This window comes from Sandaracinaceae bacterium, assembly GCA_020633055.1.
Classification (GTDB): domain Bacteria; phylum Myxococcota_A; class Polyangia; order Polyangiales; family Houyiibacteriaceae; genus JADJJE01.
This window is the reverse complement of sequence record JACKEJ010000012.1, coordinates 221734-243248: the sequence shown is the minus strand read 5'-3', so window position 1 is coordinate 243248 and position 21515 is coordinate 221734. Positions and strand designations below refer to the sequence as shown.

Sequence of the window (21515 nt, the reverse complement as noted above, 5' to 3'; positions counted from 1 at the left end):
TGAATAGACCTCAGCGATCGCACTCGCCGCCGATCATGTTGATCGACCCGAACGTTGGGATGATGTCCGCGATCATGTCGCCCATGATCATCTCGCGCACCGCCTGCAGGTTGTACCAGCAGGGGGGCCTCACGCGGATGCGGTAGGGGGTGCCGCTGCCGTCGCTGACGATGAAGAAGCCGAGCTCGCCGTTGCCGGCCTCGGTGAAGCTGTAGACCTCGCCCTTGGGGGGCTTGAGGCCCTCCATGATGAGCTTGAAGTGCGCGATGGTGCCCTCGATGGTCGAGTACACCGCGCTCTTCGGCGGCAGCGTGATGCGCGGGTCGGACACGGACACAGGCCCCTCGTCCGGCATCTTGTCCAGGCACTGCTCGAGGATGCGGAGCGACTGGTGCACCTCTTCGAAGCGCACGCTGAAGCGGTCCCAGTTGTCGCCGTCCTGCCCGATGGGCACCTCGAAGTCGAGGTCGCCGTAGACCAGGTAGGGGTTGTCCTTGCGCACGTCGTACGGGATGCCCGCCGCGCGGCCGATGACGCCCGTGCATCCGAGCGCGATGGCCCGCTCCTTGGTGAGGATGCCGACGCCCTGCGTGCGGTCGAGGAAGATGCGGTTCTTGGCCAGCATCGTCTCGGTCTCGGCGATGACCTTGCGCACCTCGGGGATGCGGTGCCGCACAGCCGCCTTGAAGCCGGGGGTGGGCGCCGCCGCCATGCCGCCGATGCGCGCGAAGCTGTGCGTCATGCGCGCGCCCGTCTCGGCCTCGAGGATGTGCCAGAGCCACTCGCGCACCTTGAGGATCCACAGGAACGGCGTGAACGCGCCGAGCTCCATGGCCGCGGCGCCGTTGCACGTGAAGTGGTCGCAGATGCGCGCGATCTCGGAGAGCATCACGCGGTAGTACTGCGCGCGCTCGGGCACCTCGATGTCGAGCAGCTTCTCCACCGCCAGCGCGTAGCCCACGTTGTTGCACATGGGCGAGACGTAGTTGAGGCGGTCGGTGTACGGGAAGACCTGCGCCCAGGTGCCCCGCTCGCAGCTCTTCTCGAAGCCGCGGTGCAGGTAGCCCGGCTGCACGTCCACGTTCTGGACGATCTCACCGTCCAGGTCGAGCACCATGCGGATGGTGCCGTGCATGGCCGGGTGCGAGGGACCCATGTTGAGGCGCATCGGCTCCGAGGGGAGCTCGAGGGCAGCGTCGTCGTCGAGCAGGATGTCGTCGGCTGGCTCCACGTTCTACTCCTATTCCTGCGGGGCTTCTGCGCTCTCGGCGGCGCGCTTGGCGGCGAGCTTCTCCATCAACAGCTGCGCGGCGGCGCTGTCGCTGAGCGTGCGCGTCTGGCCCTGCTGCTGGGCGATGGCGGGGCTCACCTGCGTGGGCTTGTCCGCACCGAGGCGCGCCTCCCAGTCGATGCGCGCGAAGGGCTGACCCTCTTCGATGCCGAAGGGCGCGAGCTTGGCCATGTCGGTCGCGTCGCGGTACTCGACGATGGGCTGCACACGGTCGATGGGGTAGTCCTTGCGCAGCGGGTGCCCGACGAACTCGTCGTACATCAGGATGCGGCGCATGTCGGGGTGATCCTTGAAGCGGATGCCGAACATGTCGAAGACCTCGCGCTCACCCCAGTTGGCGCCCGCCCAGACGCCAGTGAGCGTGGGTGGCGTGGCGCCGTCGGCCACCTTGGTCTTCAGGATGGCGCGGTGGTTCTTCTCGAGCGAACGGACCATGAGCACCAGCTCGAAGCGCGGCTCGTCCGGCTCGCGCTCGGGGTAGTCCACGGCCGTGATGTCCGTGAACATGTCCATCTTCAGCTGCGCGTCGTCGCGCAGGAAGGTGGCCACCGCGACCCAGTCGCCCATCGCGACGGTCGCGCTGTCGTCGCCGCGGAAGTCGCTGCTGGCGAGGACCTTGTCACCGAACTGCGTCTTCAGGCGTGCAATCACTGCCTTGCTCATCCGTGGCCTCCCGTCTTGGTGGCGCTGGCCACCGGGATCTCACCCACGCGCTCCTTGAGCTGCCGGGGCACCTCGGCCGGGAGCACGACGGCGGGCTCGCGGTTGCCGTTGGTGATCTTCTCCTGCAGGAGCATGAGCCCGTCGAGCACGGCCTCGGGGCGCGGGGGACAGCCGGGGATGAACACGTCCACCGGGATGACCTTGTCGGCGCCGGGGATGGTCGTGTAGTTGTCGTAGAACCCGCCGCAGCTGGCGCAAGTGCCGAACGCGATGACCCACTTGGGGTCGGCCATCTGCTCGTAGATGCGCTTGAGCACGGGGCCCTGGCGCTGGCTGATGGTGCCGACCACCCAGAGCACGTCCGACTGGCGGGGGCTGAAGCGCGGAGCCTCGGCGCCGAAGCGCGCGACGTCGTAGCGCGGGCCGGCCACCTGGAAGAACTCCATGCCACAGCAGGCCGTGGCGAACGGGTACTGGAAGAGGGACCACTTGCGCGACCACGCGAGTAGCGCGTCGAACTTGGTGGTGAAGAAGCTCTCGCCGCTCGCGCCACCGATGACCTTGAGTTGGTTCAGCTCTCCCATTCGAGGGCTCCCTTCTTCCAGGCGTAGATGAGGGTGACGCCCAGGATGACGATGAACAGCAGCATCTCGACGAAGCCGAGCCACCCGAGGCTGCGGAACATGGCCGCCCACGGGTAGAGGAAGACCGCTTCGATGTCGAAGACCACGAACAGGATGGCCGTCAGGTAGAACTTGATGCTCATCCTGATGTGGTTGGCACCCGTGGTTTCGGACCCTGACTCGTACGGAATGGCCTTTTCCGCGGTCATGTTCTTGGGCCCGGCCAGCGAGGTGGCCGTGAACATGCCGACGGCGACCAAGGTGGCCACGCCCAGCATGATGAACACGGGGAGATAGACGGCGAACATGAAGCGTAGCGCTCCGGTTGAGGGGTGGTTTCGGCCTTCGACCGGGGCGTCGCGGCACGTTTTCACGCACTTCGCGAGGGGGCCCAGGTTCGAGCGGCATGGTGATAGTACCCTGGCTTCCGGGTGTCAATGAAGGTCTCTTCGGGGCCGGCGCTTCGCTCCCGGGCCCCCCTCTCGGGCCCCTCCCCTATTCGGCCGCCGCGACCGCCGCGCCGGCCTCGAGGGCGGTCGCCAGGCTCGCTTCCAGGACCCTCACGCGCTGACGAGCGCGTGTCACGACCACGAGCAGGACCAAGGCCAGGGCGGCGTAGCCCGCCAACCCAGCGATCCCGATCGCTCGCAGCGCGGACGCGGACCCCCGCGTCACCGACACGGGACCGAAAGAGACCAGCGCTTGCCGCGAATCAGACGGCGGCGGGGCGATGACGGCCATGACGGACACGTCCTCGGGCAGCATCCCGTCCACCGCCCCCGCCACGAGGGACCGCACGGATGCCTCCTCATAGGGTGTGTCGCCCCGATGGTGCTTCAGGAGCACCGAAGCCCGGGGCCGCTGGGGGGCGTCATCCATGAGCCCCAGCCGCCGGTCCGGCAGGGCAACGTGCACCCTGGCGTCCAGCACCCCGTCGATGCGCTCGAGGGTGGCCGCCAGCTCTCCGGCCAGCGCCATGGCCAGACGCGCGCGCTCTTCGGTGGCGGTGGGGATGAGGCCACCGGCGCCAAAGACTTCGTGGATGCCCGGCTCACGAGCGGCTGGCAGCCCGGCCTCCCGCAGAACACGCAGCGCCGGCCCCACGTCCTCCGTGCTGACCTGGATCTCGAAGCCAGCGTCGTTGCCCGCGCCGGCCACCTTCTCCGCGCCGATCCCCTGGGTGTGCAACGCGACGACCACGGCGTCCGCCTGACCTTCGTCCAGCCCGCTCTCCAGGGTTGCCTGACACCCCGACCCACACAGCGTCGCCCACACCACCCCGAACATGGCGCCCACGCGCCCCCCTCGACCAACCTCCGACCATGTACGCATGAGTGCGTGAATGGCCTACACGTGCGTGACGCGCAAGCGGACCGTGTCAGCGCGCGTTGAACCGATAGCGTGAACCCATCCGGGGAGCCCCGAAGGTGGGGAAGCGGATGCCACGCACCACACGGTTGACGCACGCCTTGAACTCCGAGCTGCCCTGCGGAGTGCTCGCGCCCTGCACCTGGCCGCTGCCCAGGATGGCGATGTCGATGGTGACCGCGTTGAGGTTGCCGCCGCGCCCCTGCTCGGGCACCACGCACGCGCCATAGATGCGGTTGACGTGCTGATTCATGGTGGCCGCGACCTGGGCAGACGTGAGCTGTCCACCGCCAGAGCCGCCGCCGCTGATGTCCCCCATCTCGACGGCGCGGTTCATGGCCTCCTCGTAGGTCAGGCCACCACCGCCGCCCCCGCCAGACTCGCCGCCGCCAGCCCCTCCGCCGCTGCCACCGGCTCCGCCGTGCCCGCCACCGCCGTGCCCGCCGCCGCCGCGACGGTGCCCCCCCGCGTGCGGATCGGTCAGGGTCTCGGCCGTGCCCTCGATCTCGATCTCGCCCATCTCGTAGAGTCCGTCGAGATCGGCCTGGGCCAAGCGCTCGGACTCGCTCGCGTCGCGCGTCAGCGCGAAGGCGACGCCCCCGCCGACCACGGCCAGGATGAGCCCGCCCGCCACCAGGACCTTGGTGCGGCCTGCGCGCTTCTCGGAGCTCGCCACCTTCTCCACGGCCACCGCGGTGGCCTCCTGCTTGACCTTGGCCTCGCGCTGCGACGCGAAGTCCGCAAACTCGGGCCACGCAGTGACGGGCTTCCGCTCGCCCGTGTCCATGTTCATGACGCTGTGGGCCGAGGTGACCTCACCCGCCGCCAGCATGCGCACCAGCTCACGGCCCGAGAACGGCCCGTGGTCGAGCCCGTCCTTCACCACGATCCAGCGCTGCGAGTCGTTCTCCGTGACCTGCGCCAGCAGCGCGCCGAGGTCCACGATCGCGGAAGGTGCCGCGCCACCTGGCGCCGCGTCCGGCCGAAAGCCCTGGTCCAACGAGACGCGAGCGCCAACCTGCGGGCGATCGCCAGCAGGCGGCTCGGGCGCGACGAGCGATGTGCGACCCGCGACGCCGGCCTCACGCAGCGCCACGCCGAAGTCGTCCGTGGGTCCCGGAGGCGGCGCGTGCTGGACCAGCTCGTCCAGCGTCTCGCGCACCACGTCGAAGATCGCGTAGCGGTTGGCCGGGTCGGGCGCGAGGCACTTCAGCAGCCACGCGTCGATCTCGGCCGTGGCGTCTGGATGCGCCTTCGACGGCGGCACGAAGCCCTGCGCGGTGGAGCGCCCGGTGAGCAGCTGGTAGGTGATGGCCCCGACGGAGAACACGTCCGACTGCAGCGTCGCCGTGCCGCCAGCCTTCACCTCCGGCGCCATGCAGGTCTGCTCGGCGGGGGGGAGGACCGCGATGCCGAGCGAGCGCACGAGCGCGTCCGCCACGCCGAACTCCGTCACCTTCACGACGCCGTTCTGTCCGATCCACACCGCGTCTGGACGCAGCGCGCCATGAGGAGCCCCGTCACCGTGCTCCTCGGCCGCCTCGAGCGCCTCGCACACCGCATGGATGACCTGCGCGGCGCCATGCAGCGACACGGGCTTTCCGTCGCGCCCAGCGAGGCACGCCGCCAGCGTCTGCCCTTCGACCCACTCGAACGCCAGCACGTGCGCGCCCAGCGCCAGCCCGAGGCCGAAGGTGCTGGCCACGTTGGGGTGGCGGATCTTGGTGGCCGCTCGCACGGCGCTCTTGAGGGCTGCCACGACCGGTTCCGTCATGTACGCGGGCCGGAACACGCGCAGCGCGATCGGTCGCTGGGTCTTCGTGTCCTTGGCGCGGTACAGCGCCCCGAGCGAGTCGGCGTGCGCGAACGCCACGACCTCGAAGCGGTTCAGGACGAGGGTACCCGCTGGCAGCGATGGGATGGAGGGGTCGGTCATGGCCACGCACAGGGTACGACGTCGGAGCTATCTTTTTGAAACGAAACTTGTACACTCCGCTTCCGCCGCGCGCGTCCTGATACGGTGATCAAGGTCCACGACATCCATCTACGCTTCAAAACCCCTGTATTGCGCGGGGTTTCCCTCGAAGTTCCCCATGAGTGCATCTACGCGCTCATCGGCCCTGGTGCGGCGGGCAAGAGCGTCCTGTTCAAGACCATCGCGGGCCTGCTCACGCCCGAGACGGGGCAGGTGTGGATCGACGGGGAAGAGGTCACCTTCCACGACGAGCTGAAGCTCGCGCAGCTGCGCAAGAAGATCGGCTATCTCTTCCAGAATTACGCGTTGTTCGATAAAAGCGTGGGGGACAACATCGCGTTCCCGCTGCGCCGCCTGTTCGACAACATCAGCGAGGAAGAGATCAAGGAGCGCGTGGCCGAGCGGCTCATGCGCATGTCCCTCCCCGGCTTCGAAGATCGCAACCCGAACAGCTTGTCCGGCGGGCAGAAGAAGCGCATCGGCGTGGCCAGGGCCACCATCATCCGCGCGCCCTACATCCTGTACGACGAGCCCACCGCAGGGCTCGACCCGGTCACCAGCCAGCGCATCTGCAACCTCATCCGCGACGAGGCGCGGGAGCAGCGCAGCACCGTCATGGTCGTCTCCAGCGACATCCAGCGGGTCTTGAGTATCGCCGACCGTGTCGGCATGCTGCTCAACGGCGAGCTCATCTTCGACGGGACGCTCGAAGAAGCGTGGGCCTCGCGCAACCCCTACGTGCATCAGTTCATCCGCGGCGAGACAGAGGGCCCCCTATGAGCAACGGAACGTCGGCTACGTTGGCCATCCCCGAGCGGGTGGGCGCCACGCTGCTCGGGATCGCCGGGCAGGCGGGTGGCATCGCCATCATGGCGGGTCAGATCCTGCGTCGCTCGCTGCCGTGGAAGATCGACCGCTACGAGTTCTTCCGGAACATGTACCGCATGGGCGTCAAGTCGCTGCCCATCCTCGCCGCCACCGCCTTCTTCGTCGGCGCCATCATGGTCATCCAGGCCGCGCCGCTGGTCATCCGCTACAACGCGCGCAGCTTCGTCGGCTGGTCGGCCATCTACACCACCTTCCGCGAGATCGGCCCGCTGCTCATGGCGCTGATGTTCAACGGGCGCGTGGGGGCCAACAACACGGCCGAGCTCGGCACCATGGCGGTCACCGAGCAGCTCGACGCCCTGCGGGCCCTGGCCATCGACCCCATCGGCTACCTGGTCGTCCCGCGGGCCATCAGCATCGTCATCATCCTCACCCTGCTGTGCGTCATCGGCGACTTCCTCGCCATCGTGGGCGCCATGGGCATGGCCAGCTTCATGCTGGACGTGAACTGGATGCTGTTCCTCAACTCGTCGCTCCCGCGGCTCGAGATCTGGGACTTCGCCGTGGGTGTCATCAAGGCCTTCCTGTTCGGCATCATGATCGCGCTGAACTCCTGCTACTACGGCCTGTCCACCAGCGGTGGCGCGCCCGGCGTCGGCCGCTCCGTCAACGCGTCGGTCGTGGCGGCCGCCAGCGGCGTCTTCATCGCGGACTACCTGTCCACCTTCATCATGGACTGACGCGCGCATGAGCACTGCCACCGCCGAGACCCAAGCGCACGAACCGCACGACCACGACGACGACGTCGAGGACAGCCAGCTCGAGTTCTACGCGCGCGAGATCAAAGACCTGGTGGGTGTCTTCAGCCGCACCCTCTACTACTGCGTGCGCGGCAAGCGCGAGAAGGGCGACATCGCCGCGCAGATGTTCGCCATCGGCAACGGCTCGATGTTCTTCATGTGCGTCACCATGGCGTTCATCGGCGCCATCGTGGCCTACCAGATGGGCCTGCAGACCAAGAAGATCATCCCGGACATGTCGCTCCTGGGCGCCACGTTCCTCAAGCTGCAGGTCCGCGACCTGATCGCCTCGGTGGGCGCCATGCCGCTCGCCACGCGTGTGGGCGCAGGCATCGCGGCCGAGATCGGCAGCATGGTGGTCACCGAGCAGACCGACGCGTTGCGCATGAGCGCGGCGGACCCCGTCGACTTCCTGGTCGTGCCACGCTTCATCGCGGCCGTCGTGATGGGCACGGTGGTGCTCTGCATCGGGGGCGCGGTCGGCATCGGCTCGGGGATGCTCGTGGCCATGGTCAGCTTCGATGTGAACCCCAACACCTTCTTCAACCTCAGCATGCTCACCTCGGGTGACGTCATCCTGGGGTTGCTCAAGATGGTGACCTACGGCGGCACCATCGCCATCGTCAGCTCCCAGCGCGGGCTGCGCACCTTCGGTGGCTCCGAGGGCGTGGGCATCGCCACCACGGAGGCGGTCGTCGGCTCCCTGTTCGGCATCATCGTCTGGCAGTTCATCCTCAGCGCCGTCGGCTACGTCCTGCTCCCCGCCTGATCATGTCCATCATCTTCGAGAACATCCACAAGGCGTTCGGCCCGAAGGTCATCCTGAAAGGGGTGGACCTCGAGATCGGCACGGGGGAGTGCTTCTTCATCATCGGCGGGTCGGGCGTGGGCAAGAGCGTGCTCATCAAGCACCTCATCGGCCTGCTCTACCCGGACGAGGGCAACATCTACCTGGGTGAGAAGAAGCCGGAGAACGAGGTCAGCCGCAAGTCGGAGACCGAGATGTACCCGGTCCGCATGCGCTGCGCGATGGTGTTCCAGAACTCGACGCTGTTCGACTCCATGAACGCGGTCGAAAACGTCGCGCTGCCCCTGCGCAAGCACAAAGGGCTCAGCATGAACGAGGCCCTCGAGCAGGCCATGGTGCAGCTCGAGAAGGTCCACATGCAGGACTTCGCCAAGGCCTACCCGGCCGAGCTCGGGGACGGCATGCGCAAGCGCGTGGCCATCGCCCGCGCGCTCACGCTGGACCCGGAGTACGTGCTCTTCGACGAGCCGACCACCTCGCTCGACCCCATCAGCGCGCGCCGCGTGGACCAGATGATCCGCGAGCTGTGCGACGTGGTGGGCGTGACGAGCATCGTCGTCAGTCACGACCTGGTGTCGATCGAGTCGATCTCGGATCGCATCGCGATGCTGTATAAGGGAACCGTTCGCCTGCTCGGTACGTGGGCGGACTTCGAAAACACCGACGACCCCGTGGTGAGGCAGTTCATCAGGGGAGAGGCGGAAGGGCCGATAGAGCTATGAGTAAAGGTGGAATGTCCCTCGAGGTGCGCGTCGGCCTGCTGATCCTGGTCGCAGTGGCGCTGCTCGGCGTGTTCGTGATCGCGCTCCGCGGGGGCCCTGGCGGCGACGTCAAGACGCTCTACATCGACTTCGACAACCCCGGAAACGTGCTGGGCGGCGCCCCCGTCAACATCGGCAACATCCGCGTGGGTCGCGTCGAGGAGATCGAGTACCGCGGTGGCCAGCTCGACCCGGCCACCGGTCGGAGCCCGCTCATCCGCATCCGCCTGCAAATCCAAGACGAGTACTTCAGCAGCATCCACGAAGACGCGCGTGTGTACGTCACTTCCACCAGCATCGTGGGTGAGAGCCTGATCGCCATCGACCCCGGCAGCCAGGACCGCCCAGTGGTCGCCGACGGGCACATCCTCGTGGGCATCGACCCCCCGCGCATGGACCAGGCGTTCGCGATGATGTTCGAGCTGCTCGAGAACATCCACGGTCTGTTGCGCGACAACCGCGAGGAGCTCGACTCACTGCTCTCCGCGGCCGCCAACATGGTGCGCTCGCTGGACGGCATCTTCACGCGCCACGGCGACCGTATCGACCGCATCATGCAGAACATCGAGACGGCCACCGACCAGACCAACGATCTGCTCGGGAACGCCAACGAGCTCATCACGGGCCCGCGTGTGCAGCGCACCCTGCGCAACGTGGATGGCATCACCAGCAGCATCAACCGCGACATCGACCCACTCTTGGCCGATGCGCGCAGCATCGCCGGCAAGGTGGACGACCTGCTGGACATGCTCGGCGAGGAGCAGCAGGCCCAGATCCGCAGCACCATCGCGGATGTGTCGGACATCTCGCACCGGGCCACCGGCATCACGGAAGACGCCGAGCAGATCGTCACCCACATCCGCCAGGGGCGTGGCACCGTCGGCGCCATGCTCATGGACGAGGAGATCTACGACGACGTCCAGGAGATGCTGCGGGACCTCAAGCACAACCCGTGGAAGCTGTTCTGGCGTGAGTGAAATTCGGCCCGAAAGGGCCGACGCCTGGCGCCGCGAAGGCGTTGACACGAAGCATCCCCCCCTGCAAACTAGTTGACGGGTCGCCGCGTTTTTCGACCCACGGAGCAGCGTTACCGATGTCCGATCAGAAGGAATCCTCCGTCCTATTCAACCTCAAGGAGCTGATGAACCTCGAGGAGGACCGCATCCAGTCGGAGGCGGAAGCCGCCGCGGCGGCCGCACAGGCGGAGCGGGAGCGGATCGCGGCGGAGGCCGCCGCGAAGAAGGCGGCCGAAGAGGCACGCATCCGGGCGGAAGAGGAGGCTCGCGCCGCGGCTGAGCGGGCCGCGCGTGAAGAGGAAGAGCGCCTGCGCCGGGAGGCCGAAGAGGGTGCGCTGCGTGTGCGCCTCGAGGCTGAAGCCGCGGCGCGCGCCGAGGAACAGGCCCGCCTGCTGGCTCACGAGCAGAAGCTCGCCACCATCGAGGCCGAGAAGAAGAAGGGCGTCCACCCGGGCATCATCGTCGGCATCATCCTGCTGGTGGTGGGCGGCGGCGTCGGCGCCTACTTCGGCGTGGTCAAGCCGCAGCTGGAGGAGCGTGAGCGGGCGGCCCGCGTGGCGGCGGAGCAGGCCGAGCACGAACGTGCGGCGCGTGAGGCCGAACGTACCCGTCTGAACGCGGAGGCAGAGCGTGCCCAAGCGGACGCCCAGGCTGCACGCGAGGCGGCGGCCCAGGCGCAGGCCGCGGCGGCGGCAGCGGCGGCCAACATGAGCGGCTCGTCGGGCGGCAGCAGCGGCGGTGGGCGCCGGAGCCGCGGCAGCAGCTCGTCCTCCTCCTCGTCGGGCATGACGAGCAGCGGGATGAGCGGCTCCAACAACCCGCTGAGCGGCCTCGACTTCTGATCCCCCTCGGGGTAAGCCCCCTGGCATGAGCCGAGACCTCGAACGAGCGCCCACGACCTCCCCTCGTGGGCGTTTGGTTTTTCCGCTGGATGTCGCCGACCTAGTCACCGCGCGTGGGCTCATCGAGCAGCTGCGCGCCGAGGTCGGCGTGTTCAAGGTGGGGCTCGAGCTGTTCACTGCGGCCGGACCCGACGCCGTGCGTGCCGTCCACGACGCGGGAGCCGAGTGCTTCCTGGACCTCAAGCTGCACGACATCCCTGCAACCATGGCGAAAGCCACAGCATCTGCGGCGCGCATGGGGGTGCGCTTCCTCACGGTGCATGCGGCGGCGGGACCGACCGCTTTGCGCGCGGTGGCCGAGGAGGCCGGCGACACCACGCTGCTCGCCGTCACCGTGCTGACCAGCATGGACGACGCCGAGCTCGATCACATAGGCCTCCTAGGGCCCGCGGCGGCGGCGGTCGCGCGCCTGGGCGAGCTCAGCGTGACGGCCGGCGTCGGTGGGCTGGTGTGCTCCCCTCTGGAGGTGCCCGCGCTGCGGGCCGCGCTCGGGTCGGCCCCCACCCTCATGGTCCCCGGCGTGCGTCCGGCCGGCGCCGAGGTGGGCGACCAGAAGCGCGTGGCCACGCCAACCAGCGCCATCGCGGCTGGCGCGGACTACCTGGTGGTCGGCCGCCCCATCCGCGAAGCAAAAGACCCCGTCCAAGCAGCGCGCGCGGTCGTGGCGGAGATCGGGAGCGCGCTCGAGGCGCGAGGATGAAGCGCATCCTGACCGGCCCACGCTTCGTCGCCGAGGCGTTGCGCGGCGGGGCGCGCCAACAGGTGCACGTGGTCTACGTGCACGAGGCCGACTCGGACTCATTGCGGGAGCTGCGCGCCCTGGCCGAGAAGGCGAAGGTACGCGTCGAGGAGCGCTCGCGCGCGGTGCTCGACGAGCTGAGCAAGGGGGTGCGCCACCAGGGCGTGGTCGCCATCACCGGCGAGTACCCCTACGTCGAGCTCTCCGAGCTCCTCGCCCAAGCGGGGCCGTGCCCGCTGCTCGTCGCCCTCGACAACCTCACCGACCCGCACAACTTCGGTGCCATCGTGCGGAGCGCCGTCGCCTTCGGGGCTCATGGCCTCCTCGTCCCCAAGCACAACGCCGTGGGGGTCACGCCCGTGGTGGTCCGCGTCTCGGCCGGCGCCACGGAGCGCGCACGCATCACGCGCGTGACCAACCTGCAGCGCACGCTCATGACGCTGCGCGATCAGGGCCTCCAGATCGTCGGGCTGGACGGCGACGGGGACACGGACATCTACGCTCTACCCGAAGCCCCCGAGGGTCGCGTGGTGGTGATCGGCTCCGAGGGAGACGGGATGCGCCGGATGGTGCGAGAGCGCTGCGACGTCATCGCCAGCATCCCCATCAGCGGGGAGGCCGAGTCGCTGAACGCCTCGGTGGCGGCCGGCATCGCGCTGTCCGAAGCACGCCGTCAGATGAGCCCCGCGCGCACGAACGCTGCGGACACGGCAGTTCGCGGGTAGGCACGGCCCCCCTCGGCCGATAGACTGCGCGCCATGGAAGCATGGATGATCATTCAGGCTGTCGGCGGAGTCGGCGCCCTCGCGTGCGTGGCCGGAGCCGTCGTGGCCTTCAAGCGTGGCAAGAAGCCCTTGGGCGCGCTCGCCTTGGTGCTGGCGGCGGTGTGTGGGTTCTTCGTGCTGAACGCCACTGCGTTCGTTCCCACGCCGGTGGACAGCGAGGTGGCGCCCACCCCCGAGGACGACTTCGACGCGCCCTTGTGAGCGCAGCCCGCGCACGCTCGAGCTCGCGCAGCGGCCGCCGCCACGGTCCCAGCGCCAGACACCACAGCACGCCGACGCGGGCTCGGACCAGCGGCTACGCAGGGCTCGTGCGGCGCACGAGCTTCTCGGGCGGGATGGCTTCGACGAACGCGTCGGCGGCCGCAGCGCTCTTGTCTGCGTCCACGCTGTCGAAGGTGACGCGCACCCGGTAGGCCGGGTCGCTCCACACGAGGTAGCTCCCGATGGTCACGTCGGGGTGCGCGAAGGTCAGGGACGTGAGCAGCTCGGCGATCTCCCCCTCGTCGCAGCGGGTGTACACGGTGTGGTTGAAGAAGCGCTGCCCCTCGTCCAGCCGCTCGCGCAGGGCGTCCAGCTTGCGCTCGAAGATCTCGGGCACACCCGGCAGGATGTAGACGTTCTCGCAGACCACCGTGGGCCACCCGCTGCGCGCGCTGCGCACCAGCTCGGCCCCCTCGGGCATGTTCGCCATGCGCAGGTGGGCTGGCGTGACGGCAGCGCCGAAGTGCGCGCGAATCATCCCTGCGATCTCGGGGGACTCGACGACGGGACGACCGAAAGCCGCAGCCACGGCGTCGATGGTGATGTCGTCGTGGGTTGGCCCCACCCCGCCGCTGGTGAACACCATGTCGTGGGAGCTACGGAGCGCATTCAGTTCGCGGACGATGATGGGCTCTTCGTCGGGGCAGACCACGACTTGGCGCAGGGACACGCCGAGCTCGAACAGCAACCGCGCCAGATAGCGGGTGTTGGTATCTTCGATCTTGCCCGTTAGTATCTCGTTCCCGACCATCAGGGCGGCGGCGGTCTTCGGCACCGCGCGAGGATAGCGCGTCACGCCATCGCAAGGAACATCATGGACACCACGACCAACGGCTGGACAGTTCTGGATCGCGACGCGGGGGTGCTGTCGTACGAGTACATGTTCTCGAAGGCCGGGCGCGCCAACACCTTCGTCGCGCGCATGGCCAACGACAAGCTGCTCGTGGTCAGCCCGGCCACGCGCATCAGCGACGCCGCGTTGAGCGACCTCGCGGAGTTCGGCGAGGTGGGCGCCGTCATCGCCCCGAACGGCTTCCATCACCTGGGCGTGGCCGAGTGGCGCGCCAAGTTCCCCAAGGCGCGCTTCTTCGCCGCGCCCGAGACGGTGATGCGGGTGCGCGCCAAGAACCCAGAAGCCGGGGCCTTCGAGCCCATCAGCCTCGTGCCGCTCGTCGCGGGGCCGCGCATCGGCATCGGGGAGGTGGAGAACACCAAGTGCGGAGAGACGTGGGTGTGGGTGGAGGTCGAGGGAGGCCACATCTGGTTCGTGTCCGACATCTTGGCGAACATCCCCAAGCTCCCCAGCAACCCCCTGGCGTGGCTGGCGTTCAAGCTCAGCGGCAGCGGCCCCGGGTACAAGGTGTTCAACCTCGCGCTCAAGTTCATGGTCAAGGACAAGGTCGGTGCCCTGCGCGGGCTCGCCAGCGAGATGGAGAAGCACCCGCCCAGCATCGTCGTGCCGGCCCATGGCCCCCCGCTGGCCGACGCGGACATCGCACAGAAGACGCAGGCGCTCATCGCCGCTGCGGTCGGTTAGCCCACGCGCGAGCGGCTGGCGGCGTCGTGTCCGTGACCCCGCGACCTGCGCCCGTCATCGCGGTGGCGGTCTGCGGGCGCGCGCTCGCGGGTCGGGCCTCAGCGGGGGATGGGCCGCAGCTGCACGCGCAGCGTGGTGGTGCCGGGCGGCAGGTCCAGCTCCACGTCGTGCGGGAAGTAACCGTCGGCCTCGACGCTGACCTGATGTCGGCCGCGGGTCAGCCGCGGCGGCCTCGCCTGGAGCACGCGCGCGCTCCCGACGTCGCGGTCGTCGATACGCACCCGCGCGTTCTCCGGCTCGGTCACGACCGACAGCCGCGTCGGCTCGGTGGGGTGCTGCTGCGCACCACACGCGACGAGCACCACGCTCAGCAGCGTGCCGTAGAGCGCCCCACGCACCACCCTGCCCGCTTGGCGCACGCTCACTCCCACTCGATGGTGGAAGGCGGCTTGGACGAGATGTCGTAGCAGACGCGGTTGCAGCCGCGCACCTCGTTGATGATGCGCGTGCTGGTCTTGGCGAGGATGTCGTGGTCGATGCGGGCCCAGTCGGCCGTCATGCCGTCGCGCGACGTCACGGCGCGCAGCGCCACCACGTACTCGTAGGTGCGCTCGTCGCCCATCACGCCCACGGTCTTGACCGGCAGGATGACGGCGAAGCTCTGCCAGATCTCCTCGTACAGGCCCGCCGCGCGGATCTCCTGCTCGAAGATGGCGTCGGCTTCGCGGAGGATGTCGAGCTTCTCGCGCTCGATGACACCCGGGCAGCGCACCGCGAGCCCGGGACCGGGGAACGGCTGCCGCTGCAGCACCTCGCGCGGCATGCCCATGGCCTTGCCCACCTCGCGCACCTCGTCCTTGAACAGCAGCCGGAGCGGCTCCACCAACGAGAGGTTCATGCGCTCGGGCAAGCCGCCCACGTTGTGGTGGCTCTTGATGACCGCGCTCGGGCCCTTGAACGAGACGCTCTCGATCACGTCCGGGTAGAGCGTGCCCTGCACCAGGTGCTTGGCGTCGGTGATCTTTTTGGCCTCGCGGTCAAACACGTCGATGAAGACCTTGCCGATGATCTTGCGCTTGGTCTCCGGGTCGCTCACGCCAGCGAGCGCGCCGAGGAACTCTTCGGAGGCGTCCACGTGCACCACCTTCAGGTGCAGGTTGTCCGCGAACATCTCCATGACCTTCTTGCCCTCGTCCTTTCGGAGCAGGCCGTTGTCGACGAAGATGCAGGTCAGTCGGTCGCCGATGGCCTTGTGCACCAGCATGGCCGCCACGGAGGAGTCCACGCCGCCCGACAGGCCGCAGATGGCGGCGCCGTCCCCCACCTGCTGCTGGATGGTGGCCACGCTCTGCTCGACGAAGTTGCCCGGGGTCCAGTCGGCGGCCACGCCGGCCGTGTCTACGAGGAACGCACGCAGCATCTCGACGCCACGCGGCGTGTGCACCACCTCGGGGTGGAACTGCACGCCGTAGATGCGCCGCGACTCGTCTGCCACCGCGGCGAACGGGCTGTTGCCGGACTTCGCCACCACCTCGAAGCCCTCGGGCAGCGCCGCCACGCGGTCGCCGTGGCTCATCCACACGTTGACGTCGGCGCCGGCCTCGAAGGCGGCCAGCAGGCCCACGGCCTTGTCCACGTGGATGCTCGCCGGCCCGTACTCACGCTCGTTGGCGGCCTCGACGCGCCCGCCCAGCAGGTGACAGGTGAGCTGCATGCCGTAGCAGATGCCCAGTACGGGCACGCCCAGCTCGAACACCCCCTTGTCCACGCTCGGCGCGCCCTCGGCGAACACGCTGGCCGGGCCCCCGGAGAGGATGACCGCAGCCGGCGCGATGGCCCGCAGCGCGTCGATGTCCATGGTGCACGGCTGGATCTCGCAGAAGATCTGCAACTCACGCACGCGCCGCGCGATCAGCTGGGTGTACTGGGAGCCGAAGTCGAGGATGATGACGGGCGACGACATGAGGCCGCGTTTATCATGGGAGCGGGTCAGGGTCGACCGCTCCCGGACGGGCCCGTCCCCCGCCGTGGGCGGTCAGGCGTCGTCCCCGCAGAAGCGGTGCAGCAGCTGGGCGTAGAGGCCCGTGGCGTGCTCGAGGTCGGACACGCGCAGCGTCTCGTCGGGCTGGTGCGCCACGGAGATGTCGCCGGGCCCCATCACCACGGTCTCCATGCCGAGCTCGTTGAGGTAGGGCGCCTCGGTGCCGAACATGACGGCCATGGCCGCGTGCCCCGTGGTGGCCTCACAGGCGCGCACGAACTCCGAGTCGGCCGAGGTCTCGAAGGGGGGCACACCGTCGACCAGCGCGGCGCACTCGGCGCTGAGTCCCAGGTCGCGCACGGCCTCCTGCACGGCCCGGTTGAGCTCCGCGCGGATCTCCTCGGGGACCATGCCAGGCAGAGGCCGTACGTCGAGGTGCAGCTCGCAGCGCGCGCAGATGCGGTTGGGGCTGTCGCCGCCGAACACCTTGCCCAGGTTGAGCGTGGGTCCGGGCACGCTGAAGGCCTCGTCGTGGAAGCGCCCCGCGAGCTCCTCGCGCAGGCGACCGATGGCGGCGATGACCTGCCCGAGCCCCTCGATGGCGTTGCGCCCCAACGAAGGATCGCTGGAGTGCCCCGAGTCTCCCTCGATCAGGATGCGCTCCATCATGACGCCCTTGTGCTTGCGTACCGGGCGCATGCCCGTGGGCTCGCCGATGATGGCGTGTCGCCCCAGCCGGCGCCCCTCGCGCACCAGCTGCTGCGCGCCCCACATGGTGCTCTCCTCGTCCGCCGTGGCGACCAGCACCACGGGCTTCTTCAGGCGCCCTGCCCCCACCTCGCGGACCGCGTGCAGCATGCACGGGAAGAAGCCCTTCATGTCCGCCACCCCGAGCCCGAACAGGGACCCATCGGCGCGCTTGGTCAGCGTGAACGGGTCCGTCTGCCAGCTGCCGCGGTCGAAGGGCACGGTGTCCGAGTGCCCCGAGAACACCAGTCCCCCGGGCTGGTCCTCGGGCCCCAGTGTCGCGATCAGGTTGGCCTTGTGCGGCGCGTGCGTGAGCGGCACCACCTCCACGCGAAAGCCCAGCTGCTCGCACAGCTCGGCCAGGTGGTCGATGACCCCGACGTTGGTCTGGTCGAAGTCGGGATCGGGCGAGCTGACCGAGGGGGTCTCCACCAGGCTGCGCAGGATGTCCACGTGGGACGGCAGGGAACGCATGCGGGACATCGTACTTCGTGTTGGCACTGGTGTAGAGTGCGCGCCATGAGCGACGCGCCCTCGGTCTACAACTTGGCGGTTTTCTGCGACTACGAGAACGTGGCGCTGGGCGTGCGCGACGCGCGCTACGACGCGTTCGACATCCAGCTGGTGCTGGCCCGCGTGCTCGACAAGGGCAAGGTAGTGGTGAAGAAGGCCTACGCCGACTGGGACCGCTACAAGTCTGCCAAGCGCCCCATGCACGAGGCGGCCTTCGAGCTGATCGAGATCCCGCACGCGCGCATCAGCGGCAAGAACTCGGCGGACATCCGCATGGTCGTGGACGCGCTGGACCTGTCGTACACGAAGGCTCACGTGGACGGCTTCGTGCTCATCTCGGGCGACAGCGACTTCTCGCCGTTGGTGAGCAAGCTGCGCGAGAACGACAAGATGGTGATCGGCGTGGGCGTCAAAAACAGCACGAGCGACCTGCTGGTCGATAACTGCGACGAGTTCATCTACTACGACGACCTGGTGCGCGCGCAGCAGGGGCGCAGCAGCCGCAGCGCGGCCAGCCGACGCAAGAAGGGCGGCTCGCAGACGAGCGCATCGGGGGGCACGACTGGCGGTGCGGCAGGGTCTACGACGGGCAGCCCGGCAGCGAGCGCGACCGCCGGAGCCAAGAAGGACGCGTCCGCCCGCGACGCGACCAAGGACGCGAAAGACACGCGGGACGGGGGCGGAGCCGGGTCGAAGGACGCAGGCGCGTCCAAAGACGGCAAAGACGGCAAGGAAGCCAAGGACGCCAAGGACGCCAAGGACAGCCCGCGCAACAAGCCCACCGCCACGGAGGCCCTCGGCACGCCCGAGGAGGCGCTCGAGATCGTGCTCGAGACCGTGGAGTCGCTCTTCGCCGACCGCGACGGCAACCTGTTCGCTTCGATGGTCAAGCAGGTGCTCAAGCGCAAGCGCCCCAACTTCTCGGAGGCGTACTACGGCTACCGCACGTTCAACCAGCTCATCGAAGACGCGGGCGCGCGCGGGCTGCTGGTGATCCAGAAGGACGAGCGCTCGGGCGGCTACGTCATCTTGAGCTTCGGCCCCGAGGCCTGACGCCCAGCTCGTCGTGGCCGTGACACCGGAGGCGCGCGCCGGGGACGAGCGCTCGTGCTCGGGTCGCGCGCGACGCCCCCAAAGCCTCGTCGCGGGGGGTTGTTGAGGGGCTCGGGGAGCGTTACAAGCACGTCATGACCGCCACCTTCGACCCCTCGCTCCGCCCCCAGGCCATCGGGATCCCCTCCATCGTCGAGACGACGCACCGCGGCGAGCGCGTGTGGGACATCTGGAGCCGGCTGCTCAAGGACCGCATCATCTTTCTGGGCACGCCCATCGACGATCACGTGGCGAACCTGGTCATCGCCCAGCTGCTGTTCCTGGAGAGCGACGACCCGGACAAGGACATCACCATCTACATCAACAGCCCCGGCGGTGTGGTCACGGCAGGGCTCGCCATCTACGACACCATGCAGTACGTGCGCTGTCCGGTGTCGACGGTGTGCATTGGCCAGGCGGCGTCCATGGCAGCGCTGCTGCTCGCGGCGGGCAGCAAGGGCATGCGCCGCGGTCTGCCGCACAGCCGGGTGATGATCCACCAGCCCCTCGGCGGCTACCAGGGTCAGGCCACCGACATCGAGATCCATGCCAAGGAGATCCTCTCGCTGAAGCGGCGCCTGAACGAGATCATGTCGGCGCACACGGGGAAGACCTTCGACGAGGTCACGCGCGACACGGAGCGCGACAACTTCCTGAGCGCCGACGAGGCGCAGGCCTACGGCATCCTCGACGAGGTCATCAACATCCGTAAGCCCGGCCCGGAGAAAAAGAAGAAGAGCAAGTGAGCGAGCGCGCGCCCATCGAGCTGACCCTCGTCCGCCACGGCGAGTCCACGTTCAACGTCACGGGCCAGTGGCAGGGCCAGGGCGACGCGCCCCTCAGCCCGCTGGGTGAGCAGCAAGCGCTGCGGGTGGGCGCCCGCCTGGCCCGTGAGACGTTCGACCGGGTCGTCAGCTCGGACCTGCAGCGCGCGCACCGCACCGCGCTGGCCACGGGTCACCCCGTGGAGACGCGCGAGGAGTGGCGCGAGATCGACGTGGGGCGCTGGGAGGGCCTGACGCGCGCCGAGGTGGCGCAGCGCTACCCCGACGAGGTCAACGGTGCCATGCGCGGCGACGACGTGAAGATCGGCGGGGCGGAGTCGTGGTCGGACCTGAGCGCGCGGGTGGAGCGCGCCATGTTGACCCTGCTGCGCGAGGTGGAGCCTGGCGCGCGCGTGTGCGTCGTCGCGCACGGCGGTGTCATCGCCAGCTTGGTGTCGGGCGTGCTCGGGCTGCGCGAGCACCGCCCGCGGCCCATCGGGCGCATCTCCAACACGGCCATCAGCCGGCTGGCGGTGCAGCTGGACCCGACGGGACAAGCCCTCGCGCACGCGCGCCTGCTGGCGTTCAACGACGCGTCGCACGCGTTCGGGGTGCCGGCCTGGGCCAGCGAGATGTACGAGGCCGGGCAGCGGCTGGTCACCCTCTTGGCCGATGGGCCCACCCTCCCCATGCCGTGGGCGGGCACCGACGGGAACGTGCTGCCGGTGGCCCGGGTCAGCGGCCGCAGCGACGCGGCACGGGGGCTGGCAGATGCGCTGCGCGTGCCCTTCGAGGCGCTCGACGACGCCGCCCTCTCGCGCGTGTTCGAGGCGCCCGTCGTGGCCGCCCCGGAGACGGACGGTGAGGGGCCGAGCGAGGGACCCGCCGCGGCGCACCCCGCCTCGCGCGAAGGCCGGCACGTGGTCGTCCTGCCCCCAGCGGACATCGCGCGAGTCGTCACCGCGCGCATGCGCCACGCCCCGGAAGGGCCTGCGTCCGTCGCAGCGCCCACGGTCGGCAGCGTCACCAACGTGGTCATCACGCGCAAGGGGCACACCTTCGCGGACTACGCGAGCGTGCGCGGCGAGGCCTGAGCGGGCGGTGAGCCTCCCGCCCACGCCCCCTGCGGACCCCGCGACCGGACCCGTCGACGTGCCCCCCGTGACCGCGCCAACGCGGGTGGCGACCCCACCGCCTCCGCAGGCCACGAGCACACTGGGCGCGGCACCTGCGGGACCGTCTGCGGCGCGCACGCGTTGGCCCGCTTCGTGGTCCGCCCTCCTGACCGTGCTGGCCGTCGCCAGCCTGGCCTATGGTCTCAGCGTACTCGTCGGTGCACACGTGCCCACCAGTCCGCTCGTCGGCGCCGTGCTGGCTTTCGGTGCCGTGGCGGTCGCCATCAGCGGCGTGGCGGTGCTCAGCCCTACCGCGACGCCACGTGAGCTGGCCGTGCTGCTGCTGCCGCTCGGCGTGTTGGTCGCGGTCGCGCTGGCGCGCTCTTCGCTGCCCCTGGCGGTCGGCGCGGGGCTGATCAACGCCGCGCTCCTGGCCTTCGGCGCAGTGCTGGGCAGCGCCGTGGGGGGGCGCGTCGAGCACGCAGGGCACCTGGTGCTCTTGGCCTGGGTGGCGTCCGCGGTGGACATCCTGAGCGTGTTCGTGCCGGAGGGGCCCACCGCGCAGATCATCGCCAACCCAGAGACCGCCCTGCCCCTGGTCACCCTCAGCTGGCCCATCTACGGCACCGCGCGCATCGAGCCACTGATTGGCGTCGGCGACGTGGCCATCGCGGCCGTGTACGGGGCGGCCGCGCGCGCCACCAGCCTCCCGCGCCGACGGGTCGTTTGGGGGCTGATGGCCGGCTTCGCGCTGACGTTTGTGGCGTTGCTGGCGTTCGAGCAAGCGCTCCCGGCCCTCCCGATGCTGAGCCTGGGCGTGGTGGTCGCGCTGGCCCCCGCCTCGCTGCGCATCCCGGCAGCCGACCGTCGCAAGGGAGTCGGGTTCGCCGCGCTGATCACGGCGCTGGTCGCGGCCCGCCTCGGCACTTGGCTGCTCGCTCCCTAA

At 69.2% G+C, this 21515-nt stretch carries 23 protein-coding genes and 1 pseudogene; 14 read left to right on the top strand and 10 right to left on the bottom strand.

The window, feature by feature from the left end:
* Nucleotides 1–10: 10 nt before the first annotated feature.
* The 6 genes from H6726_27405 to H6726_27380 form a co-directional block, all read right to left on the bottom strand.
* Nucleotides 11–1231 carry an NADH-quinone oxidoreductase subunit D gene (locus H6726_27405; GenBank protein MCB9661404.1) on the bottom strand — a complete coding sequence of 407 codons (1221 nt, stop codon included), beginning with the start codon at nucleotides 1229–1231 and terminating at the stop codon, nucleotides 11–13.
* A gap of 9 nt (nucleotides 1232–1240) precedes the next feature.
* Nucleotides 1241–1954 carry an NADH-quinone oxidoreductase subunit C gene (locus H6726_27400; protein ID MCB9661403.1) on the bottom strand — a complete coding sequence of 238 codons (714 nt, stop codon included), beginning with the start codon at nucleotides 1952–1954 and terminating at the stop codon, nucleotides 1241–1243.
* The gene (gene nuoB, locus H6726_27395) at nucleotides 1951–2538 is read right to left on the bottom strand and encodes an NADH-quinone oxidoreductase subunit NuoB (GenBank protein ID MCB9661402.1); all 588 of its coding nucleotides are present in this window, start codon (nucleotides 2536–2538) and stop codon (nucleotides 1951–1953) included. Before nuoB ends, H6726_27400 begins: the two co-directional genes overlap by 4 nt.
* Nucleotides 2526–2885 carry an NADH-quinone oxidoreductase subunit A gene (ndhC, locus tag H6726_27390; protein MCB9661401.1) on the bottom strand — a complete coding sequence of 120 codons (360 nt, stop codon included), beginning with the start codon at nucleotides 2883–2885 and terminating at the stop codon, nucleotides 2526–2528. Before ndhC ends, nuoB begins: the two co-directional genes overlap by 13 nt.
* Nucleotides 2886–3072: 187 nt before the next feature.
* The gene (locus tag H6726_27385) at nucleotides 3073–3909 is read right to left on the bottom strand and encodes a secretion protein (GenBank protein MCB9661400.1); all 837 of its coding nucleotides are present in this window, start codon (nucleotides 3907–3909) and stop codon (nucleotides 3073–3075) included.
* A 46-nt stretch (nucleotides 3910–3955) separates the two neighbouring features.
* Nucleotides 3956–5881: a protein kinase gene (locus H6726_27380; protein MCB9661399.1), complete on the bottom strand. Its 1926-nt coding sequence runs from the start codon at nucleotides 5879–5881 to the stop codon at nucleotides 3956–3958.
* An 84-nt stretch (nucleotides 5882–5965) separates the two neighbouring features.
* Between H6726_27380 and H6726_27375 the strand changes: the two genes are divergently transcribed.
* The 9 genes from H6726_27375 (at nucleotide 5966) to H6726_27335 (ending at nucleotide 12760) form a co-directional block, all read left to right on the top strand.
* On the top strand, nucleotides 5966–6700 hold the full coding sequence (locus H6726_27375) for an ATP-binding cassette domain-containing protein (GenBank protein ID MCB9661398.1): 735 nt from the start codon (nucleotides 5966–5968) through the stop codon (nucleotides 6698–6700).
* Nucleotides 6697–7488: an ABC transporter permease gene (locus H6726_27370; protein MCB9661397.1), complete on the top strand. Its 792-nt coding sequence runs from the start codon at nucleotides 6697–6699 to the stop codon at nucleotides 7486–7488. The genes H6726_27375 and H6726_27370 overlap by 4 nt, the downstream gene beginning before the upstream one ends.
* A 7-nt stretch (nucleotides 7489–7495) precedes the next feature.
* Complete coding sequence (locus tag H6726_27365) at nucleotides 7496–8317, top strand: ABC transporter permease (GenBank protein MCB9661396.1); 822 nt, start codon at nucleotides 7496–7498, stop codon at nucleotides 8315–8317.
* Nucleotides 8318–8319: 2 nt separating this feature from the next.
* On the top strand, nucleotides 8320–9078 hold the full coding sequence (locus tag H6726_27360; GenBank protein MCB9661395.1) for an ATP-binding cassette domain-containing protein: 759 nt from the start codon (nucleotides 8320–8322) through the stop codon (nucleotides 9076–9078).
* Nucleotides 9075–10094 carry an MCE family protein gene (locus H6726_27355; protein ID MCB9661394.1) on the top strand — a complete coding sequence of 340 codons (1020 nt, stop codon included), beginning with the start codon at nucleotides 9075–9077 and terminating at the stop codon, nucleotides 10092–10094. The genes H6726_27360 and H6726_27355 overlap by 4 nt, the downstream gene beginning before the upstream one ends.
* Before the next feature lie 116 nt (nucleotides 10095–10210).
* Nucleotides 10211–10975: a hypothetical protein gene (locus H6726_27350; GenBank protein ID MCB9661393.1), complete on the top strand. Its 765-nt coding sequence runs from the start codon at nucleotides 10211–10213 to the stop codon at nucleotides 10973–10975.
* Between the two features lie 25 nt (nucleotides 10976–11000).
* Nucleotides 11001–11735: an orotidine-5'-phosphate decarboxylase gene (gene pyrF, locus H6726_27345; protein MCB9661392.1), complete on the top strand. Its 735-nt coding sequence runs from the start codon at nucleotides 11001–11003 to the stop codon at nucleotides 11733–11735.
* Entirely contained in the window at nucleotides 11732–12499 is a 768-nt protein-coding gene (rlmB, locus tag H6726_27340; protein MCB9661391.1) for a 23S rRNA (guanosine(2251)-2'-O)-methyltransferase RlmB, read from the top strand. Before pyrF ends, rlmB begins: the two co-directional genes overlap by 4 nt.
* A 33-nt stretch (nucleotides 12500–12532) precedes the next feature.
* Nucleotides 12533–12760 (top strand): hypothetical protein, encoded by a 228-nt coding sequence (locus tag H6726_27335; protein MCB9661390.1) that lies wholly within the window; start codon nucleotides 12533–12535, stop codon nucleotides 12758–12760.
* A 94-nt stretch (nucleotides 12761–12854) separates the two neighbouring features.
* Here H6726_27335 and H6726_27330 read toward each other — a convergent pair whose 3' ends face one another.
* Complete coding sequence (locus tag H6726_27330) at nucleotides 12855–13595, bottom strand: competence/damage-inducible protein A (protein ID MCB9661389.1); 741 nt, start codon at nucleotides 13593–13595, stop codon at nucleotides 12855–12857.
* Between the two features lie 39 nt (nucleotides 13596–13634).
* On the opposite strand from H6726_27330, the gene H6726_27325 reads away from it, so the two are divergent.
* Entirely contained in the window at nucleotides 13635–14357 is a 723-nt protein-coding gene (locus H6726_27325) for a hypothetical protein (protein MCB9661388.1), read from the top strand.
* A gap of 98 nt (nucleotides 14358–14455) precedes the next feature.
* On the opposite strand, the gene H6726_27320 is transcribed toward H6726_27325, so the two are convergent.
* The 3 genes from H6726_27320 to argE all read right to left on the bottom strand — a co-directional run bounded on the left by H6726_27320 (nucleotide 14456) and on the right by argE (nucleotide 17559).
* The gene (locus H6726_27320) at nucleotides 14456–14782 is read right to left on the bottom strand and encodes a PEGA domain-containing protein (protein MCB9661387.1); all 327 of its coding nucleotides are present in this window, start codon (nucleotides 14780–14782) and stop codon (nucleotides 14456–14458) included.
* Complete coding sequence (gene guaA / locus H6726_27315; protein MCB9661386.1) at nucleotides 14779–16320, bottom strand: glutamine-hydrolyzing GMP synthase; 1542 nt, start codon at nucleotides 16318–16320, stop codon at nucleotides 14779–14781. Before guaA ends, H6726_27320 begins: the two co-directional genes overlap by 4 nt.
* A gap of 72 nt (nucleotides 16321–16392) precedes the next feature.
* On the bottom strand, nucleotides 16393–17559 hold the full coding sequence (gene argE / locus H6726_27310) for an acetylornithine deacetylase (GenBank protein ID MCB9661385.1): 1167 nt from the start codon (nucleotides 17557–17559) through the stop codon (nucleotides 16393–16395).
* 45 nt (nucleotides 17560–17604) lie between these two features.
* Between argE and H6726_27305 the strand changes: the two are divergent.
* The 4 genes and pseudogenes from H6726_27305 to H6726_27290 all read left to right on the top strand — a co-directional run bounded on the left by H6726_27305 (nucleotide 17605) and on the right by H6726_27290 (nucleotide 21515).
* Nucleotides 17605–18093: pseudogene (locus H6726_27305) on the top strand (NYN domain-containing protein).
* 692 nt (nucleotides 18094–18785) lie between these two features.
* The gene (gene clpP / locus H6726_27300) at nucleotides 18786–19436 is read left to right on the top strand and encodes an ATP-dependent Clp endopeptidase proteolytic subunit ClpP (protein MCB9661384.1); all 651 of its coding nucleotides are present in this window, start codon (nucleotides 18786–18788) and stop codon (nucleotides 19434–19436) included.
* Nucleotides 19433–20548 (top strand): histidine phosphatase family protein, encoded by a 1116-nt coding sequence (locus H6726_27295; protein ID MCB9661383.1) that lies wholly within the window; start codon nucleotides 19433–19435, stop codon nucleotides 20546–20548. The genes clpP and H6726_27295 overlap by 4 nt, the downstream gene beginning before the upstream one ends.
* Nucleotides 20549–20555: 7 nt before the next feature.
* The gene (locus H6726_27290; protein MCB9661382.1) at nucleotides 20556–21515 is read left to right on the top strand and encodes a hypothetical protein; all 960 of its coding nucleotides are present in this window, start codon (nucleotides 20556–20558) and stop codon (nucleotides 21513–21515) included.